The following is a 16,581-nucleotide window of genomic DNA, read 5'->3' on the forward strand; positions in this document are numbered from 1 at the left end:
TCTTGTCACGTACATAAAGTGTGGTATAAACAATGAAGAAACTTATCTGTCATGAAATTTTTCCCTTTTTTTAAAATACATTTATAATGTACATATGAAAATAATCAAGAGGAGTGAAAAAAGTGGGTGTTACACTTAGCAAGGGGCAAAAAGTAGATTTAACAAAATCTCACCCTGGACTGCAAAACGTCGTTGTCGGCTTGGGTTGGAACATTAGTCAGCAAGGGTCCAATTTTGATTTAGATGCTTCTGCATTTTTATTAGGCCAAACTGGGAAAGTGAACAGTGACCAGGATTTTGTATTTTATAATAATCCGTCAGGTGGAAATGGTTCCATTATCTATAGCGGTGACAATCGAACTGGTGCAGGAGCTCGGGATGATGAGCAGATCAGGATTGATTTAAACAAGGTTCCTTCCCAAATTCATCGGATTGCTTTTACAATTACGATCCATGATGCGCAAGCGAAACGGCAAAATTTCGGACAAATTTCTGATTCTTATGTGCGTATATTTAATGAGCAAACAAATGAAGAATTATTAAGATTTAACCTTGGACGGGATTTCACGGTTGAAACAGCAATTGTGGCAGCGGAGCTCTACCGTCATAACGGTGAATGGAAGTTTAATGCAATTGCCAGTGGCTTTCAAGGGGGATTAGCTGCTTTATGTGGTAACTTTGGTATTACCGTTGACGACCCACCTGCAAGTGTGCAAACAACGCCGCCTTCTCAGCCAACAAGTTACCCATCAAGCACTAATTCGTATCAACAGAGTAATCCATATCAAACAAGCCAAACAAATCCTAATTCTTATCAACAAAGTAATTCATATCATCAAAACCAATCAAGCTCAAATTCGTATCAGCAGCAGCCCATTCATCTTCAGCCAGAATCATCTTATCAGCAGCAGCCTGCCTACGGATATCCGACACAGTCCTATCCTGCTTCAACAAATTCTCACCAATCGTATGGTGGAGATGATATCATTTGTCCACGCTGCCATTCCTCAAATGTTCGGACAGGAAAGAAAGGGTTCGGTCTTGGTAAAGCAGCAATAGGCGGGTTAATCCTTGGTCCTGTTGGTTTACTAGGTGGTTTTATTGGAAAAAATCAACTAAAGTTCTCATGTAATAGCTGTGGCAACAACTGGTCCCCTTCGCAAACAGATTATGCGGAGTGGGCAAACAATCAAAAGAAAAAAGCACAAGAACTATTTAATCGATATAAAAGCCAGGATGTACTCGAGGCAGTAGTCGCAGCCTGTGCATTAGTGGCGATGGCAGACGGATACTTGGATGCTTCTGAACGCCAGAAAATGACTGAGTTCGTCCATCAAAGTGATGAATTACGAGTGTTTGATACAAATAAGGTCCTCCAAAAATTCAATATGTTTGTTTCTAGAATAGAAAAAGATCGGATGCTTGGTCGTGCCGAGGCATTTCGTGCCCTTGGAAAAATCAGAACCAAGCCAGAAATTGCTCGTCTTGTCGCTCGTTATTGCATCGCCATTGGCTATGCAGATGGAAATTTTGACAACAATGAAAAACAAATGGTTAGCGATATCTGTCGTGAACTCGGCCTAAACCCTACAGAGTTTCTATCATAAAAAGAAAAAAGCCTCTTTCCTATCCAAGGATTGAGGTTTTTTGGCTATTTTTTCCAAATCCGCTTATTTTCCACTCGCTTTGTAAGTCCTAATGCATCTAATTTTTCTAAAAACGGAATCATGTATTTTCGTGACAGTTCAAGAACATCTTTTGCATCCCCGACCTCAAATTCAGAACCTGTATGGCTGCGCAGTTTCTCCACGGCTTGATTAAATATTTCCCCATGATAGGCAAACTGTACATCCAACTGGATAAGAAGTTCTTCCTCTTCAAGAAAGCGTCGTAAATCAGATTCAAGATTGTCAGGAATACCTGCATCAGAAAAATATTCTTTTAGGTTACGAACCTTTAATCCGTCCCTCTGCAATCCATTAATTAGATTTTCAGTCCGCTTCGCCCAGTTTTTTGGTACATGTGGTACAAAACTTGCCAACGAAACAAACTGTCCTTTTCTATTAAAAATGTGATTTGTCATTCCATTTTCCACCACATAATCTAGCAGTGATTTAGGAAATCTTTTTTGCATCGTTTGCAATAGCTCTGCTTTATTGATGCCAATCTTCATCGAATGAAGTTGATGATAATCCTGCAATCTATCAAAGATATCTTCCTCTATCGAATCGATCAACTGCTGGAGTGTATATTCTTTTCCATCATATAAAACAAATTCTGCTTCCGATAAGTGCTCAATTAAGGTAGCTTCATCTAGGGAAGTTCGTTTGATCAACTCATGAAGGGGCAAACTTTTCGCTTCCATTAAAGCAGCAGTAATTCGCTCCTTCGGTGTGCCGACTTTTTTCTTTTCAAGATCATTGATGGTTTGATTGCCGAACCGGTATTTATCTCCGCGTGGGTCAATCACCCACCCCCCGCCAATCGTCTCTTGCGGGCTTGGCCTGCGTAGAATAAAGCGGTCACCTCGTTTTGTAAGAATTTCATCCTCAAGCCTCAGTTGGCAAAGGATTTCACCATTTTCTTCCTTGATTTCATTGCGGTCAAAAAAGACAATCCGCCCCATTACCTCAGCTGTTCCAAGATGAAGCTTAATTGGCATCCGCTGTTTAACCATATGCTCTAGGTCCTCAACCACACGAATAGCAACATCCAAAGTCTTCGTAACAAGGAAATGTTCAGACGATACAAGCACATCTCCCCGTTCTACCTCTTCCTTTGAAACACTTGAAAGGTTAATCGCCGTCCGTTGTCCAGCATAGGCCTTCTCGGCCGGATTATGATGTACTTGAATCTGCCGCGCTCTTACCTCAATACCTTTTGGCATAATCTTAAGTGTTTGTCCCTCTTCGATCGTTCCTTCATAAACAGTACCTCGAACCACAGTCCCCTGACCCTTAACCGTGAATACTTGATCAATCGGCAGACGGAAGGCCCCTTTTGCATCTCGCATTTCTTGTTCTTTTAACATTTTGATGATTAATTCTTTAATTTTTTCAATCCCTTTTTTGGCAAGACTGTCTACTAAAACAACCGGCGCAGCCTCAAAGACGGTCCCAGAAAGTTCCTCCAAAATATCATCTTTCACTAGCTCGATAAATTCTTCTTCTACCCGGTCTATTTTTGAAATAGCGATCAAACCATTTTTAACTCCTAAAAATTTCAAGATATCCAAGTGCTCCCTCGTTTGCGGCATAACACCTTCGTCTGCTGCAACGACAAGTACTACTAGATCTATCCCAGCAACACCAGCTATCATCTGCCTGATAAACCGTTCATGTCCTGGAACATCTATTACAGAAATTTGAATTTCATTATCTTCATATAAAGGCGCAAATCCGAGTTCAATTGAAATTTGACGTTCCTTTTCTTCTTTTAAACGATCTGTATCTACATTAGTTAACGCTTTCGTTAACGACGTTTTCCCATGATCTATATGCCCTGCCATACCAATCGTAAAATATCTTTTTTCCAATTTTACCACCTACTTTATCGTTCTTCCATTCTACTCTAGCCTTTATAGCTCCATTGTTCAAGAGTAGATTTTGCGACATCTACTCTTATCTTTCAATCAAAAAATTTAAAGGAATTTAGGAGTTTCCTTGAAAAAAACTCACGGAAATAACAAAAACCAGAAATTCATCTGATTTTGTTTTTTCACCCGTTCATTTAATGCTAAGAACCGATAAAACACTATTAATAATGATTGAACCTAATTAAAACTTTTTTTAGCAAAAGCTACACAACTTTCCCGAAATTTTGTATAATAAACATATAGTTTTGCACTAATGCAACTTTTATTCATTAGAGAATAAATATTGTACTTATGAAAAATGAAAGAAAAGGTGATATCTTATGAGCCACTCAAATTTACTTGCAGTAGACAAGGCTCAAGCAGCGGAACACCGAACTGTTTCTGCCGCTAGAGATGCCATAAATGGGAAAGTAAAAGGTATACGGGCATTACTACCGTTTCTAGGACCGGCCTTCATTGCTTCCATTGCATATATAGATCCTGGTAATTTTGCAACTAACATCCAAAGCGGTGCCCGTTTTGGTTATAAAATGCTTTGGGTCATCGTATTAGCTAATCTAATGGCCATGCTTTTACAGAACATGTCTGCAAAACTTGGCATTGCCACAGGCAAAAGTCTTCCTGAATTGTGCCGAGAGAATATGCCCAAATGGCTTACCATTATTATGTGGATTGTTTCTGAGTTAGCAGCAATGGCGACTGACCTTGCCGAGTTTTTAGGCGCGACACTTGCATTAAATTTACTCGCGGGCATACCAATGCTGTTTGGAACGATCATAATTGGGGTCGTCACTTACCTTATTTTAATGTTAGAGAAATATGGATTTCGTCCGCTTGAAAAGTTTATTGCAGCATTTGCCGTGCTGATTGGTTTATGTTATTTAGTCGAAACCATCTTTTCCAAACCAAATCTCGCTCAAATAGCCTATCACAGTGTTGTGCCCTGGCTTGGCAATAGCGAGAGCCTGATGCTAGCAGTTGGTGTAATCGGTGCCACAGTTATGCCGCATGCCATTTATTTACATTCAAGCTTAACACAAGGACGAATCGTTCCTCGAAATGATAAAGAAAGAATCAAAATTCAAAAATTTAGCACGAAAGAAATATTTATTGCGATGACTTTAGCAGGCTTTATCAATTTATCAATGATGTACATGGCCGCGTCTGTTTTTAATACTACTGGAAACAGTCAGATTGCCGACATTCAATCAGCCTACCATACGCTAACACCGCTCCTCGGCTCTGCAGCAGCTAGTGTATTTTTGATTTCCTTACTCGCCTCAGGACTATCAAGTTCTGTAGTCGGTACAATGGCCGGCCAAGTTATCATGCAGGGATTTGTAGGCTTTACCATTCCAATTTGGGTCCGCCGTCTAGTAACTATGCTCCCAACAGTCATCATTGTTGCCATGGGGGTCGACCCGACGCGAACACTTGTTATCAGCCAAGTCGTTCTAAGCATTGTGTTACCATTTCCGATAATTGCTTTAATCTACTTTACGCAAAAAAAAGAGTTCATGGGCGTGTTAACGAATAAACGAATCACAACCATTGCTTCCGCTCTTTTTGCGATTATCATTATGGGATTAAATATTTGGCTGGTCGTACAGACGTTTTTGGGCTAATTTATGGATTAATTGTGAGATTTTAGATCCCATAGGTGTTAAACAATAAAATATATTGACGTGTGCATTTGCACACGTCGTTTTTTTCGTTTAAAAAGGGATTATTTTAATTACCAAGTTTTTCTCTTAAGTTATAAATAAACAGGCTAATTTATTAGGACAACATCATTCCATGATACATATAGATGCAGTATAAATATAATTAATTATTTTAAGGGGGAAAATTTTTTATGAATAAAGACATCATGAAATGTTTTATAGGTAAAGTAATCAGAATTGATCGAGGTGGACCAGAATCCAGAATTGGGATGTTACTGGATGCAAGTGACAATCTTATCGTCCTTCTCACGGAAGAAGATGGGGTCGTTTACTTCAAAACATCTCATATTAAAAGTTTTACAGATAATATGAAGGAGCAGATGGAATTCAACATTAAAGTTCCAAAAGATTTCAAGTTTAAAAAAGCTGCTAATTTCCAAGACCTTCTTGACACATTGAAATTAAAATGGATACAAATTAATCGTGGCGGTCCTGAGAAGTTAGAGGGAGTACTCTGTGAGGTAAATAAAGATTTTGTTTTTTTGGTCAATAATGGGGAAATAGTGCGCCTTTCTATGTCCCACATTAAAAGTATTAGTTATGGAGTAAAAATTGAAAAGGCAAAATCCAAAAAATGAAAGATACGTCATTAATAATGATAAGAAGAGGATGAGCCAGATGAATCATTTTCTCATCCTCTTCTTTTGATTTTTCAATTCGTCAATGGATTCTACCTCCAAAATCCTATGTTAGCTATGTTATACTGAATTATATTGATTTTTCAGAAAATAAAACAACTCAATAGATAAGTACCTTTAATTAACCGGGGGGATTCATTTGAAATTTGACGTGATCGTGGTTGGTGCAGGTTTAGCTGGTTTAGTGGCTACGGCTGAACTGGCTGAAGCTGGAACAAAAGTGCTGCTATTAGACCAAGAACCCGAAGTGTCTATCGGTGGACAGGCTTGGTGGTCATTTGGAGGTTTGTTTCTCATCGATTCTCCCGAACAGAGAAGAATAGGTATACGGGATTCGCGGGAGCTTGCCTGGCAGGACTGGTTAGGAGCGGCAGGGTTTGATAGAGAGGATGATGAGGATTATTGGGGTAAAAAGTGGGCAGAAGCCTATGTTGATTTCGCCGCAGGTGAAAAACGTGAATGGCTATCAGGGATGGGCGTTCGTTTTTTCCCTGTTGTCGGCTGGGCAGAGCGTGGCGGATATACTGCTGAAGGCCATGGAAATTCAGTGCCCCGCTTTCATATTGTATGGGGAACCGGTCCCGGCCTGGTTAAGCCATTTGAGGCTAGAGTCAGACAGGCAATGGAGAAAGGTCTTGTCGATTATCGCCCTCGCCATCGAGTGAATGAATTAATAAAGGAAAATGGTGCCGTAAGAGGTGTCGGGGGAGACATACTTGTACCAAGTTCCGCATCACGCGGTGAAGCAAGTTCCCGTGAGGTGATTGGAGATTTTGAGTTTCATTCATCCGTAGTAGTGGTGACAAGCGGCGGTATTGGTGGAAACCATGAGCTTATTAGGAAAAATTGGCCTGAGCGGCTCGGCGATGCGCCTAAAAATATGATTTCCGGAGTACCGGAACATGTGGACGGTAGAATGCTTGGAATAACGGAGAAAGTCGGCGGACGTATCGTCAATCGCGACCGGATGTGGCACTACACCGAAGGTATTAAGAACTGGGACCCCGTTTGGCCGATGCATGGTATCCGTATCCTCCCTGGTCCATCCTCACTTTGGCTCGATGCAAAAGGTAAGCGTTTTCCTGCGCCAAACTTTCCCGGATTTGATACCTTGGGAACCCTTGAAGCAATTATGAAGTCCGGCTACGACTACTCATGGTTCATTTTAACTCAGAAGATTATAGAAAAAGAGTTTGCCTTATCAGGGTCTGAACAAAATCCTGATTTGACAGGAAAAAGTATAAAAAAAGTATTAGCCCGTATTCTTCCCGGGCCCACTGCACCAGTAAAAGCCTTCATGGATAAGGGCGAGGATTTTGTTATTGCGAATACCCTTACAGAACTTGTTGATGGAATGAATCAACTTACAGGTGATAACTTACTAAATTTTTCCGAAATTGAAAGGCAGGTTCTATCTCGAGACCGGGAGATAGAAAATAAATTTACAAAGGATCTGCAAATTACCGCTATGCGGGGAGCCCGAAATTATCTTGGTGACAAACTGATAAGAGTCGCATCCCCACATAGAATTCTCGATCCAAAGATGGGCCCATTAATCGCGGTTCGTTTAAATATTGTCAGTCGAAAAACGCTGGGTGGACTACAGACTGATTTATCAGGCAGAGTCCTCGATGCATCAGGAATTCCTGTTCCAGGACTATACGCAGCTGGAGAGGTTTCAGGGTTTGGCGGAGGTGGAATTCACGGCTATCGCTCGTTGGAAGGAACATTCGTCGGCAGCTGTTTGTTTACAGGAAGACAGGCTGGACGTGCAATTGCTAAAGAATTATCATAATTAAGATGAGAATTTTATTAAAGGAGGTGAAAATATGTCATCATTAGTTTTTATGGCACTTTATCGTCCAAAACCAGGAAATGCAGAGGAATTGAAAGAAGTTCTTAAAGTACATATCCCAACATTAAGAGAAGAAAATTTAATTACTAACAGGGATTTACTAACTCTTCAAGCAGAGGATGGGACGATTATCGAGATCGCTGAATGGGTGTCAACGGAGGCAATTGAAAAAGCACACCATTCGGCTGCTGTCATGGCCGTTTGGGATAAAATTGGTTCCTTAGCAGAATTAACTAGCCTTTCAACACTTGCTGAAGCTCAAGAACGGTTTCCTAATTTTAAGCCTTTATGAGTAATGGATATTTTTAAAGTTCTTAGAAAAACACAAAAAGCAGTGTGATTTCAAACCATTAAAATCACACTGCTTTCAGCTTGGCCATGGAAGGCTACCAATGCATTAATTGGTAAACATAAATTCCGTCCTGCTGCCCGTCTGGTCTGCCATGACCTCTAGTCTGACATCAATTCGTTCTTTTAGTTCTGGAACGTGAGAGATAATTCCAACCAAGCGGCCGCTGCTCTGAATATCCATTAATGCTTCAATTGCCTGATCCAGGGACTCAGGATCCAGCGTACCGAAGCCTTCATCAATGAACATCGTTTCTAACGATACCCCGCCGGCATAATTTTGAACTACATCTGCCAGACCTAGTGCCAGAGATAAAGAAGCTTTAAAGCTTTCCCCACCCGATAATGTTTTGACATGCCGTTCCTGGCCCGTATACTGGTCAAACACGAGCAATTCCAAACCGCTTTGCGTATTACCTTTGGATCGATCGGTTTTTCTCAGCAATTGAAAACGGCCAGAGGTCATTTTTCGTAAGCGACCGTTGGCTTCTCGTAAAATATCATCAAGAAAAGCCGCCAGCACATACCGTTCAAAGGTAATTCGGAAGTTATTTTGACCCTTAGCAATTTCATAAAGATGGCCAATTAACTTGTACCGTTCTTCCAGGACTTTCATCTGTTCATTCAAGCTTTCCACCCGGCTGTAAATTTCTTCGTTGTCCCGTTTTTTTACAAATAAATTTGTGCTTTGATGATTAAGTGCCTCGATTTCGTCAGTAATTTTCACTAACTCTTGCTTTAATCCCTCAATATCAGGTGTTTTCACGTCGATTAACAGTTCAGTAAGTTCTTTCAAACGGTCAGAAACCGAGCGTACTTCTTCACGGTAGCTGCGGATTTCTGCTTCAAGGCTGCGAATCTCTCCTTCTGTCCGTTTGGAAGCAGCATACATACCGTATTTTTCAAAGCCCTGCTCTGAAAGTTTGTTAATGAAGATTTCCCTTTCCGTTTCGAGCTCTTTGTGTTTACTTGCATGGTGTTTCTCTGCATCTAGTAATCTTGCCGTTTCATTGGAAAGTTTTTCTTTCACTGCCTGGAAGCGCTGCTGTGCTTCTTCGAGCTGTTTAATTAGTATTTCTTGGCGGTTCCGGGAGACAGAGACAGCCTTTTCGTATTCCGCTTCCGAGCGAAGATTTTCGGGAATGACTTTCTTCATCCGTGAAAGATTGGTCTTCTTTTCGGTGAATTGCACCGTTAACTCATTCATTTGAGCGGAAACCTGATGGATGGTGTTTTGTACATTAATTTTTTCAATTTCTCTTTTTTCTATTTCCAACCTAACCTTATCAAGCTGTTTAATCTGTTCAGCAAGATTTCCTTGAATCTGAACAAGCTGGTTCCTTGCGGTGTCAGCCTCAATTTTTGCATGAGGTAAATCAGATTCTGTAAAATCTGGCCGATACGTACGTAATTCTTGCAATATTTCAGTTACAGCTGCCCTTTTTGCTGCCTCAGCTGACTGACTTTGGTAAAAAGCAGCTTCATCTGCTGACTTTTCTTTTTCCCATTTGGCAGATTGAGCCTTAGCTGCCTTCATTTCCTCTTCAGTAGGAATACTGTCATCGTGTTGGATGGCAGGTGATGGATGATGCTCTGAACCGCAAACAGGACAGCCTTGACCTGATTGAAGCCCTGCTGCTAATATCGCTGCCTGCCCGTGCATCCATTTTCCCTCTAAATTTTCAACCATTGCTCTGGCATCAGCAAATCTAGCCGTCGTATTTTCATAACGGGCGGTGATCGCCTTTAGATTTTGTTCAGCCTCTTGATGTTTTCCGAGCAGAGTGTCATATTTTTCATAACGGTCAAGTTCAGCCTTTATTTTTTCAATTCTTCCTTCATTTTCTAAATAAGTCAGCTTTCCTTTTTCAATTTCTTCTTTCTGCCGATTAAGGAATCCTATTTGTCCTACTAATTGTTCAAGAAGTTGTTCGGACTGCATATGCTTTTCTTTCGCAGTTTTTAGTTCAGTATCCTTGTTTTGCGTTTCTTTAAGCAATGCGGCAAACGAATAGACATCCTCTTTCATATTTACTAATCGATTCAGCTCATCAAGGGCCGTCTGGCGCTCACCCTCTCGTCCAAGCTCCCGTTGCAGCTGTTGCTCATGCTGTTTTAATAGTCCATCCAATTTTTCCATTTCCATCTGAATCGACTTCAAATTTCCCTCAAGTTGATCAACTTCGCGTTTTAAACGGTGGCACAGCTCCTCCTGCTTTGCTAAAAGGGCAGCCTTTTGTGCAAGTTGAACCTGCTTTTCTTTTTCAATAAATACTTCTTCTTGAGAAACTAGGCTGTCCTTTTGCCCCTTTAATTCCTCTTTCATTTGCAGTTGTTTTAAGATTGCTTCTGCTTCAAAAAGCTGCCCCTTTAGTTTGTCCTGTTCCTGTACCTTTCCTTTTAATTGGTGGTTCAGTTGTTCCAACGCTATACCCATGCCGGAAATTTCTGCTTGTAAAAGCGGCATAATGATCGTGTCATTTACAGAATCCGCATCCAGATACCCACGAAGCTCTTCATTTGTTACCGAATGAATGCGTCGAATTGCTTCATTTCTTGATTGTATCTGGTCTTCAACAGTCCTTTTTAACTCCGTTGCTTCTTCCTTTAACTTATCTTCTACCATTTTATATAACTGGGTATGGAACAGGCGCTGCAGGATCACTTCTTTATCCTTACTATCTGAGGTAAGGAGTTTACGGAATTCGCCCTGCGGAATCATTAATATTTGCCGGAATTGATTCGCATCAATAAGCATAATTTCCTTAATCTTTTCCTCAACATCATTGATTTTAGAAGCCAGCAGCTTCTTCTCGCCATTTTCTGTCCACATATATAACTCAGCTTTGGCACCTATTTGTGTATAGCCATCACCTTTTTCTTTCTTCTTCAACTGCTGAGGTGACCTTGTAATCGAATACGCTTTGTTACGAAGGGAAAAATCAAGTGAAACTTCGGTTAATACCTCATCCTTCGCAAACTGGCTGCGAAGTTCGGGACCATTACGGTCTTCTCCACTCGCTTTTCCATAAATCGCATAACTAATTGCATCAAAAATGGTTGTTTTCCCGGAACCGGTTTTACCAGAAATGACAAACATCGTACGATTGCCCAGGGCGGTAAAGTCGATTTCTTCATTTCCTGCATAAGGGCCGAAAGCTTGCATCGTCAGTTTTAAAGGTTTCATTTCAATCCCTCTTCCCTAAGCACTTTTTCAATTACATCAGTCATTGCCTCTTTTTTATCCAGCGAAAATTCAGAGGTTGTCATCTCTGAGTAAAATTGTTCAAACAACTCAAGTTCCGACTTTTTTTCACTTCGAATAGAAGTGAAAGATTGTTTCTTCTTTAAATCGGTAATATCCAGTTTTCTTTCAAGATGGAGGACGTTCGGATACACTTGACGTAACTTATTAATCGGATCGATTAAAGCACCTTCATCAAGGAGAGTGATTTTCAAATAATCATGGACGGTTTCTTTTTCATAAAAATAAGGGTCAAGTAATTCTTCAAGATGTCCTTCTATTTCACGCATATCATGTTTAGGTTTAAGCGATCGATAACGATGTGTAAAGTTACCTTTTTCATCCATTTCAATAATGGAGATCGACTTTCTTTGTTTTGCTTCCGAGAAGGAATATTTTAAGAGGGAACCAGAATATTTCACTTTGTGATGGTTAATTGCCTCTGGACTGTGTAAGTGACCCAGTGCGGTATAGGAAAACGGTTCGAACAATTCGGCTCCAACACAACCTGAGCCGCCTACGGATAAGACTCGTTCAGAATCCGAGGTTTGTCCACCTAAAACAAAGGCATGTCCAACCAAAACATTGGGCTCGTTTGGGTTTAGGTGTTCCTCCATTTTTCCAATCAGTGCTTTCATCGCTTCTTGATGGGTATGGATCGAATCATCCTGGAGAAGTTGACGGACCATCCCTGGCTCTGCATAAGGAACAAGATAGAAGTTTACTCCGTTTATTTGCACAGGAATGAAGCTTGTTGATAATTTTCCAGAAAGATAAAATTGGCTGTGCTTATACCATGAACTGCCAAAGGAAAGTCTCTCTGCACTATCGTGGTTCCCTGCAATGGCGACAACCGGTGTTTTCAATTCGACATTTATTTTAAAAAGCATTTCATCAAGTAATTCCACGGCATCGGTTGGCGGTACCGAGCGATCATATAAGTCTCCTGCGATGACAACGGCATCGGGCTTTTCTTCAGCAACAATGGCCACAAATTGCTCTAGTACTTCGCGTTGATTCTCTGTCATATAGACCCCATGGACTAATTTTCCTAAATGCCAATCAGCTGTATGGATAAATTTCATCTGCTCACCCCAATTTTTTAATCTGCATCTTTTCCAATACTACTATTATAACAAAATACTTTCAGATATGAGCTTGGAAATGCTAGCAGATTACTGGAACAATGGGTATTTTATACTAGAGGTTATTTGAAGGGAATCTATAAAAATGCAAAAAACAGCCCGGAACTAAAGTACCGGGCTGTTATAATAGATTACAATATTATTTTTTAGTTACGTTAGCAGCTTGTGGTCCACGAGCTCCTTCAACTACTTCGAAAGATACTTCTTGACCTTCTTCTAAAGTTTTGAAACCTTCTGTTTGGATTGCAGAATAATGAACGAATACGTCGTTACCGTCTTCAGCTTCGATGAATCCAAAACCTTTTTCTGAGTTAAACCATTTTACTTTACCGTTTTTCATGAAAAAAAATCCTCCTATTGGCTTATACACTTAAGCCATGTGTAAATTCACCAAATTACAACGTGATAGCTTTACCTTCATTTCCTCATCCAAACATCGGTTAAAACTTTGAACAAGCTTGTAATATAAATCTAATCTCGTGCAACGGCTGATTAAATTTTAGCATTCTAATAGCTTAAATGTCAATAAAGGACAGAGCAAGATAAACCTACATACTTCTACATTCCCCCCTTATTTTCTTCGGAAATTTCGAGTCAAATCGACATCTCTTCAATAGGGACCATTCCATTCAAATGGAAAGATTATTAAACTCAAACTGTGCAACACTTAATTCCTTTAATGATGTCCTTCACAAGTAATTCCAAACCTATATAGGTTAGAGATGGGAAATCCGCAAACAGCTTTTTAACCCCTTTTCACTGAAATATAAGAAAATAAATACCGAAGAAAATTAATTCTTCGGTATTGCTGGCTCTTCCTCATCTTCTTTAAACTTGTCTAGTATTGTGATCGTATCCACGAGATGATTGTTAAATATTTGCCTTGCAACGGCTAACAATTCGATGATCATCGGGTCCTTTAAGGTGTAGATAACTTTGTTGCCCTCTTTCGTTCCAGACACAATATTCTTCGCTCTTAGAATAGTTAACTGCTGTGAAACTGCCGAGCCTTCACTGCCAACAAGGGTTTGAATTTCATTTACATTCTTATCCCCTTCGGCAAGAAGTTCTAAAATACGGATTCTCAAGGGATGCGCTAATGCTTTGAAAAATTCCGCCTTAAATTGTTGCATTTCAAGATTCAAATTGTCCACTCCTATGCTTTTTTAGAAAGTAGCCGTAAGTTTTGCTCTGCTTTCTTCTACTGCCTCCGCAGCTGATAGCTTTTTGCATTCTCTAAATGCGTAATGCTTACAGCCTAGGCACTTATTTTTGTTAATATGCTCAAGTGCATATTGGATGGCTTCACCCGTATGTTCAAAAAAATGTTCCTCGCCGATTATTTGATATAATCCAGTCTTTTTCAAGACATTTTCCGGCTGCTGATTTAAACCCGATATCATAATTATACCATTTTTAGAAAAATGACGAACAATACTTGATAACGTTGCTTCTCCGGTTGTATCCATTAATGGCACTTTACTCATTCGCAACAATAGGATTTTAGGTCGATAATTTATTGTGCTCATGATCGTTTTTTCAAATGTTTCAGCAGCACCGAAAAATAACGGACCCTCCACATTAAATATACTAATTTGTGGACAGTCATTTGTATCAGAGACAATTCCTGTCTCTACCTTTTCGTGTTTATGTTTTCGGTTTGGCAAAGCTTTAGCCGTAACCATTACATCACTCATTCTTTTTGCAAAAAGAATGGCAGACATCACTAAGCCAACCTCAACAGCCATAGTCAAATTTACAAAAACAGTTAATAAAAACGTAACCGTTAAGACAAGCGAATCCGTGGATTTTGTTTTTAAAATATGTGAAAATACTTTTCTTTCACTCATATTCCAAGCGACGACCATCAAGATTGGCGCCATACTTGCTAATGGAATATACGATGCATATGGTGCAAAAAATAGCAGGACTAGCAAGACAACAAACCCATGGATAATGCCAGAAAACGGCGAAATCGCTCCATTTTTAATATTTGTCGCAGTTCGAGCAATCGCACCTGTTGCTGGAATTCCGCCAAATAACGGCGTAATCATATTGGCAATTCCTTGTCCGATTAATTCTTTATTGCTGTTGTGCCTGCTATTGGTCATTCCATCAGCCACTACTGCCGATAACAATGATTCAATACCGCCTAACATTGCAATAATGAATGCAGGTTTTAATAGCCTGATAATCATTTCTAAATTGATGTTCGGAATATGAAGTTCCGGTAGTGTGCTTGGGATTTGACCATAAGCGGTTCCAATCGTCGCAATTTGACTTGGGTAAAATATGGTTGCGATGACCGAGGAAACCACTAAGCCAATCAGCGGGCCTGGAACTTTTGGTGCAACCTTTGGCGTTATAATGACGGTTACTAAACAAATGGCTGCCGTTAGAATACTGAAAATATTTATTGTATCTAAATGAACAAAAATTTCTTGGACATTTTTAATAAATTCCTCGTGTTTCTTTATTCCCACTAAACCTAAGAAACTAGCAACCTGCCCAAAAAATATAGTTACTGCTATCCCTGTTGTAAACCCAATGGTTACTGGTCTAGGAATATATTTAATTAGTGATCCAAGTTTAAATACTCCCATTAATAGCAGAATAATACCGGCCATAAATCCTGCGATGAGGAGATTATCATAGCCGTATGTCATCACAATACCAAATAAAATGGGAATAAACGCTCCAGTTGGTCCGCCTATTTGATACTTCGATCCGCCAAATAAGGAGATAAGAATCCCTGCAACAATCGAAGTATAGATTCCATATTCTGGCTTCACTCCTGAAGCAATAGCAAAAGCCATCCCAAGTGGAATTGCGATTACCCCGACAATCAATCCTGAAAGGAGATCCTTTGGTACACTCCTTAAGGAATAATTATGGAATCTTTTGTCAATAAACATATATATACCCTTCTTATCTTCTTATTTTTGTATATCTGATTATTTGAATATATGGTAATTTAACTAAGATAGCAAGTATTTTGTTTTAAAAAAAGAAAATTTATATTTAATAAAAACTACTTGTTTGATTCACAAGGGCATGTTACAATAGCAAAGCGATGAGCTGAGTTGTGTAAGTCGAGAAACGTTCCTTTTTGGAGCACACTATGTGGAGTGTGGTTTTTCGCCTCAATACGCAAAAGACGTCTGTGTAAACAGGCGTCTTTTTATGCTGTCGAAAAACTTTCGATAGCCTTTTATTTTATTCCTTTCTTTAATAATTCGCTGCGTTAATTTTTTATAATAATAAATATATAGGACTTTCAATTAGTCTGTTGATTTGCGCTCCAGTCGCTTCACTTTCCGCGGGCGTGCCGGGGAGCTTCCTCGGCCCCGTACTCCAGCAGGAGTCTTCGCTCCTTCCTCTCCAATCAACGGTGTATTATTCAATTTAATCTCTTCAACTCATATTAAAAATATGATCTTTTTTAAAAGAATGTCGCTTCTTAAATTCGCTCATAAAAACCCATTATTCGCTCATTGAAACGAAATATTCGCTCATAAAACTCTAAAATTCGCTCATTGAAGGGAAAAAACAATTAATATATCATGAATGTTCTAATGTTTAAGTGTAATTTTACACAAAATATCCTTTTTTATTATCTGCTCATTGATATATAACAACATTATTTTCGAAAACAGCAAAAGAAGATTAAGAATAAGTGTGAAATCAATGTTTAAGCCAAATGAGTTTAGCCAAAGTGAATATGAATATGTGTCTATTGAAGAACTTATACCAGAAGATTTAGTAGGGATAGAAATAGTATGTTGCAATCCATTAGATTAATTTGACTCCCTGTTGATTGGAGCGGAGGGCACTCGACTCCAGCGGGATATAGAGGTCACGGGAGACCCCGCAGGCGCCAAAGCGCCGAGGGAGGCTCCCGGACAAGCGAGTGCCCGGAGCGGAAATCAACAGGCCTATTAGCAAGACCATCAATTAATAAAGATTGGAAGTTTAGATTCGGACAAAATAAAAAATGCCAAGAAAATGACCATTTCTCGACAATATTGAAAG

11 protein-coding genes are annotated in these 16,581 nt (G+C 39.7%); 5 read left to right on the forward strand and 6 right to left on the reverse strand.

What is annotated here, in order from left to right; translation table 11 throughout:
• Positions 1–122 precede the first annotated feature (122 nt).
• The gene (locus ACSU6B_RS04870) at positions 123–1,607 is read left to right on the forward strand and encodes a TerD family protein (protein WP_410883214.1); all 1,485 of its coding nucleotides are present in this window, start codon (positions 123–125) and stop codon (positions 1,605–1,607) included.
• Positions 1,608–1,651: 44 nt separating this feature from the next.
• On the opposite strand, the gene selB is transcribed toward ACSU6B_RS04870, so the two are convergent.
• Positions 1,652–3,508, reverse strand: a complete 1,857-nt coding sequence (selB, locus tag ACSU6B_RS04875; RefSeq protein ID WP_410883336.1) for a selenocysteine-specific translation elongation factor — start codon at positions 3,506–3,508, stop codon at positions 1,652–1,654.
• 407 nt (positions 3,509–3,915) lie between these two features.
• On the opposite strand from selB, the gene ACSU6B_RS04880 reads away from it, so the two are divergent.
• The 4 genes from ACSU6B_RS04880 (at position 3,916) to ACSU6B_RS04895 (ending at position 8,104) form a co-directional block, all read left to right on the forward strand.
• Positions 3,916–5,220, forward strand: a complete 1,305-nt coding sequence (locus ACSU6B_RS04880) for an Nramp family divalent metal transporter (protein ID WP_215003285.1) — start codon at positions 3,916–3,918, stop codon at positions 5,218–5,220.
• Between the two features lie 230 nt (positions 5,221–5,450).
• On the forward strand, positions 5,451–5,897 hold the full coding sequence (locus ACSU6B_RS04885; RefSeq protein ID WP_215003287.1) for a hypothetical protein: 447 nt from the start codon (positions 5,451–5,453) through the stop codon (positions 5,895–5,897).
• Positions 5,898–6,096: 199 nt separating this feature from the next.
• Positions 6,097–7,752 carry an FAD-binding dehydrogenase gene (locus tag ACSU6B_RS04890; protein ID WP_410883216.1) on the forward strand — a complete coding sequence of 552 codons (1,656 nt, stop codon included), beginning with the start codon at positions 6,097–6,099 and terminating at the stop codon, positions 7,750–7,752.
• 34 nt (positions 7,753–7,786) lie between these two features.
• Positions 7,787–8,104: a putative quinol monooxygenase gene (locus ACSU6B_RS04895; protein WP_410883218.1), complete on the forward strand. Its 318-nt coding sequence runs from the start codon at positions 7,787–7,789 to the stop codon at positions 8,102–8,104.
• 105 nt (positions 8,105–8,209) lie between these two features.
• Here the strand turns inward: ACSU6B_RS04895 and ACSU6B_RS04900 are convergent, their stop codons facing one another.
• The 5 genes from ACSU6B_RS04900 to ACSU6B_RS04920 all read right to left on the reverse strand — a co-directional run bounded on the left by ACSU6B_RS04900 (position 8,210) and on the right by ACSU6B_RS04920 (position 15,464).
• A complete protein-coding gene (locus ACSU6B_RS04900; protein WP_410883220.1) occupies positions 8,210–11,347 on the reverse strand; it encodes an AAA family ATPase in 3,138 nt (1,045 codons plus the stop codon).
• Positions 11,344–12,489, reverse strand: a complete 1,146-nt coding sequence (locus tag ACSU6B_RS04905) for an exonuclease SbcCD subunit D (RefSeq protein ID WP_410883222.1) — start codon at positions 12,487–12,489, stop codon at positions 11,344–11,346. Before ACSU6B_RS04905 ends, ACSU6B_RS04900 begins: the two co-directional genes overlap by 4 nt.
• Positions 12,490–12,688: 199 nt before the next feature.
• Positions 12,689–12,889, reverse strand: a complete 201-nt coding sequence (locus tag ACSU6B_RS04910) for a cold-shock protein (protein ID WP_007083969.1) — start codon at positions 12,887–12,889, stop codon at positions 12,689–12,691.
• 451 nt (positions 12,890–13,340) lie between these two features.
• Positions 13,341–13,694, reverse strand: coding sequence for an ArsR/SmtB family transcription factor (locus tag ACSU6B_RS04915; protein ID WP_088086799.1), 354 nt, complete (start codon positions 13,692–13,694; stop codon positions 13,341–13,343).
• A gap of 21 nt (positions 13,695–13,715) precedes the next feature.
• On the reverse strand, positions 13,716–15,464 hold the full coding sequence (locus ACSU6B_RS04920; RefSeq protein ID WP_410883225.1) for a SulP family inorganic anion transporter: 1,749 nt from the start codon (positions 15,462–15,464) through the stop codon (positions 13,716–13,718).
• Between the last annotated feature and the right edge of the window lie 1,117 nt (positions 15,465–16,581).

Origin of the sequence: Neobacillus sp. C211, assembly GCF_051842875.1 — a bacterium.
GTDB lineage: Bacteria > Bacillota > Bacilli > Bacillales > Cytobacillaceae > Neobacillus.

Bases quoted from the DNA above. Each gene is read 5' to 3' on its own strand.
- selB (WP_410883336.1), bottom strand. From the start codon at position 3,508: ATGGCAGGGCATATAGATCATGGGAAAACGTCGTTAACGAAAGCGTTA.
- ACSU6B_RS04880 (WP_215003285.1), top strand. From the start codon at position 3,916: ATGAGCCACTCAAATTTACTTGCAGTAGACAAGGCTCAAGCAGCGGAA.
- ACSU6B_RS04885 (WP_215003287.1), top strand. From the start codon at position 5,451: ATGAATAAAGACATCATGAAATGTTTTATAGGTAAAGTAATCAGAATT.
- ACSU6B_RS04895 (WP_410883218.1), top strand. From the start codon at position 7,787: ATGTCATCATTAGTTTTTATGGCACTTTATCGTCCAAAACCAGGAAAT.
- ACSU6B_RS04900 (WP_410883220.1), bottom strand. From the start codon at position 11,347: ATGAAACCTTTAAAACTGACGATGCAAGCTTTCGGCCCTTATGCAGGA.
- ACSU6B_RS04905 (WP_410883222.1), bottom strand. From the start codon at position 12,489: ATGAAATTTATCCATACAGCTGATTGGCATTTAGGAAAATTAGTCCAT.
- ACSU6B_RS04910 (WP_007083969.1), bottom strand. From the start codon at position 12,889: ATGAAAAACGGTAAAGTAAAATGGTTTAACTCAGAAAAAGGTTTTGGA.
- ACSU6B_RS04920 (WP_410883225.1), bottom strand. From the start codon at position 15,464: ATGTTTATTGACAAAAGATTCCATAATTATTCCTTAAGGAGTGTACCA.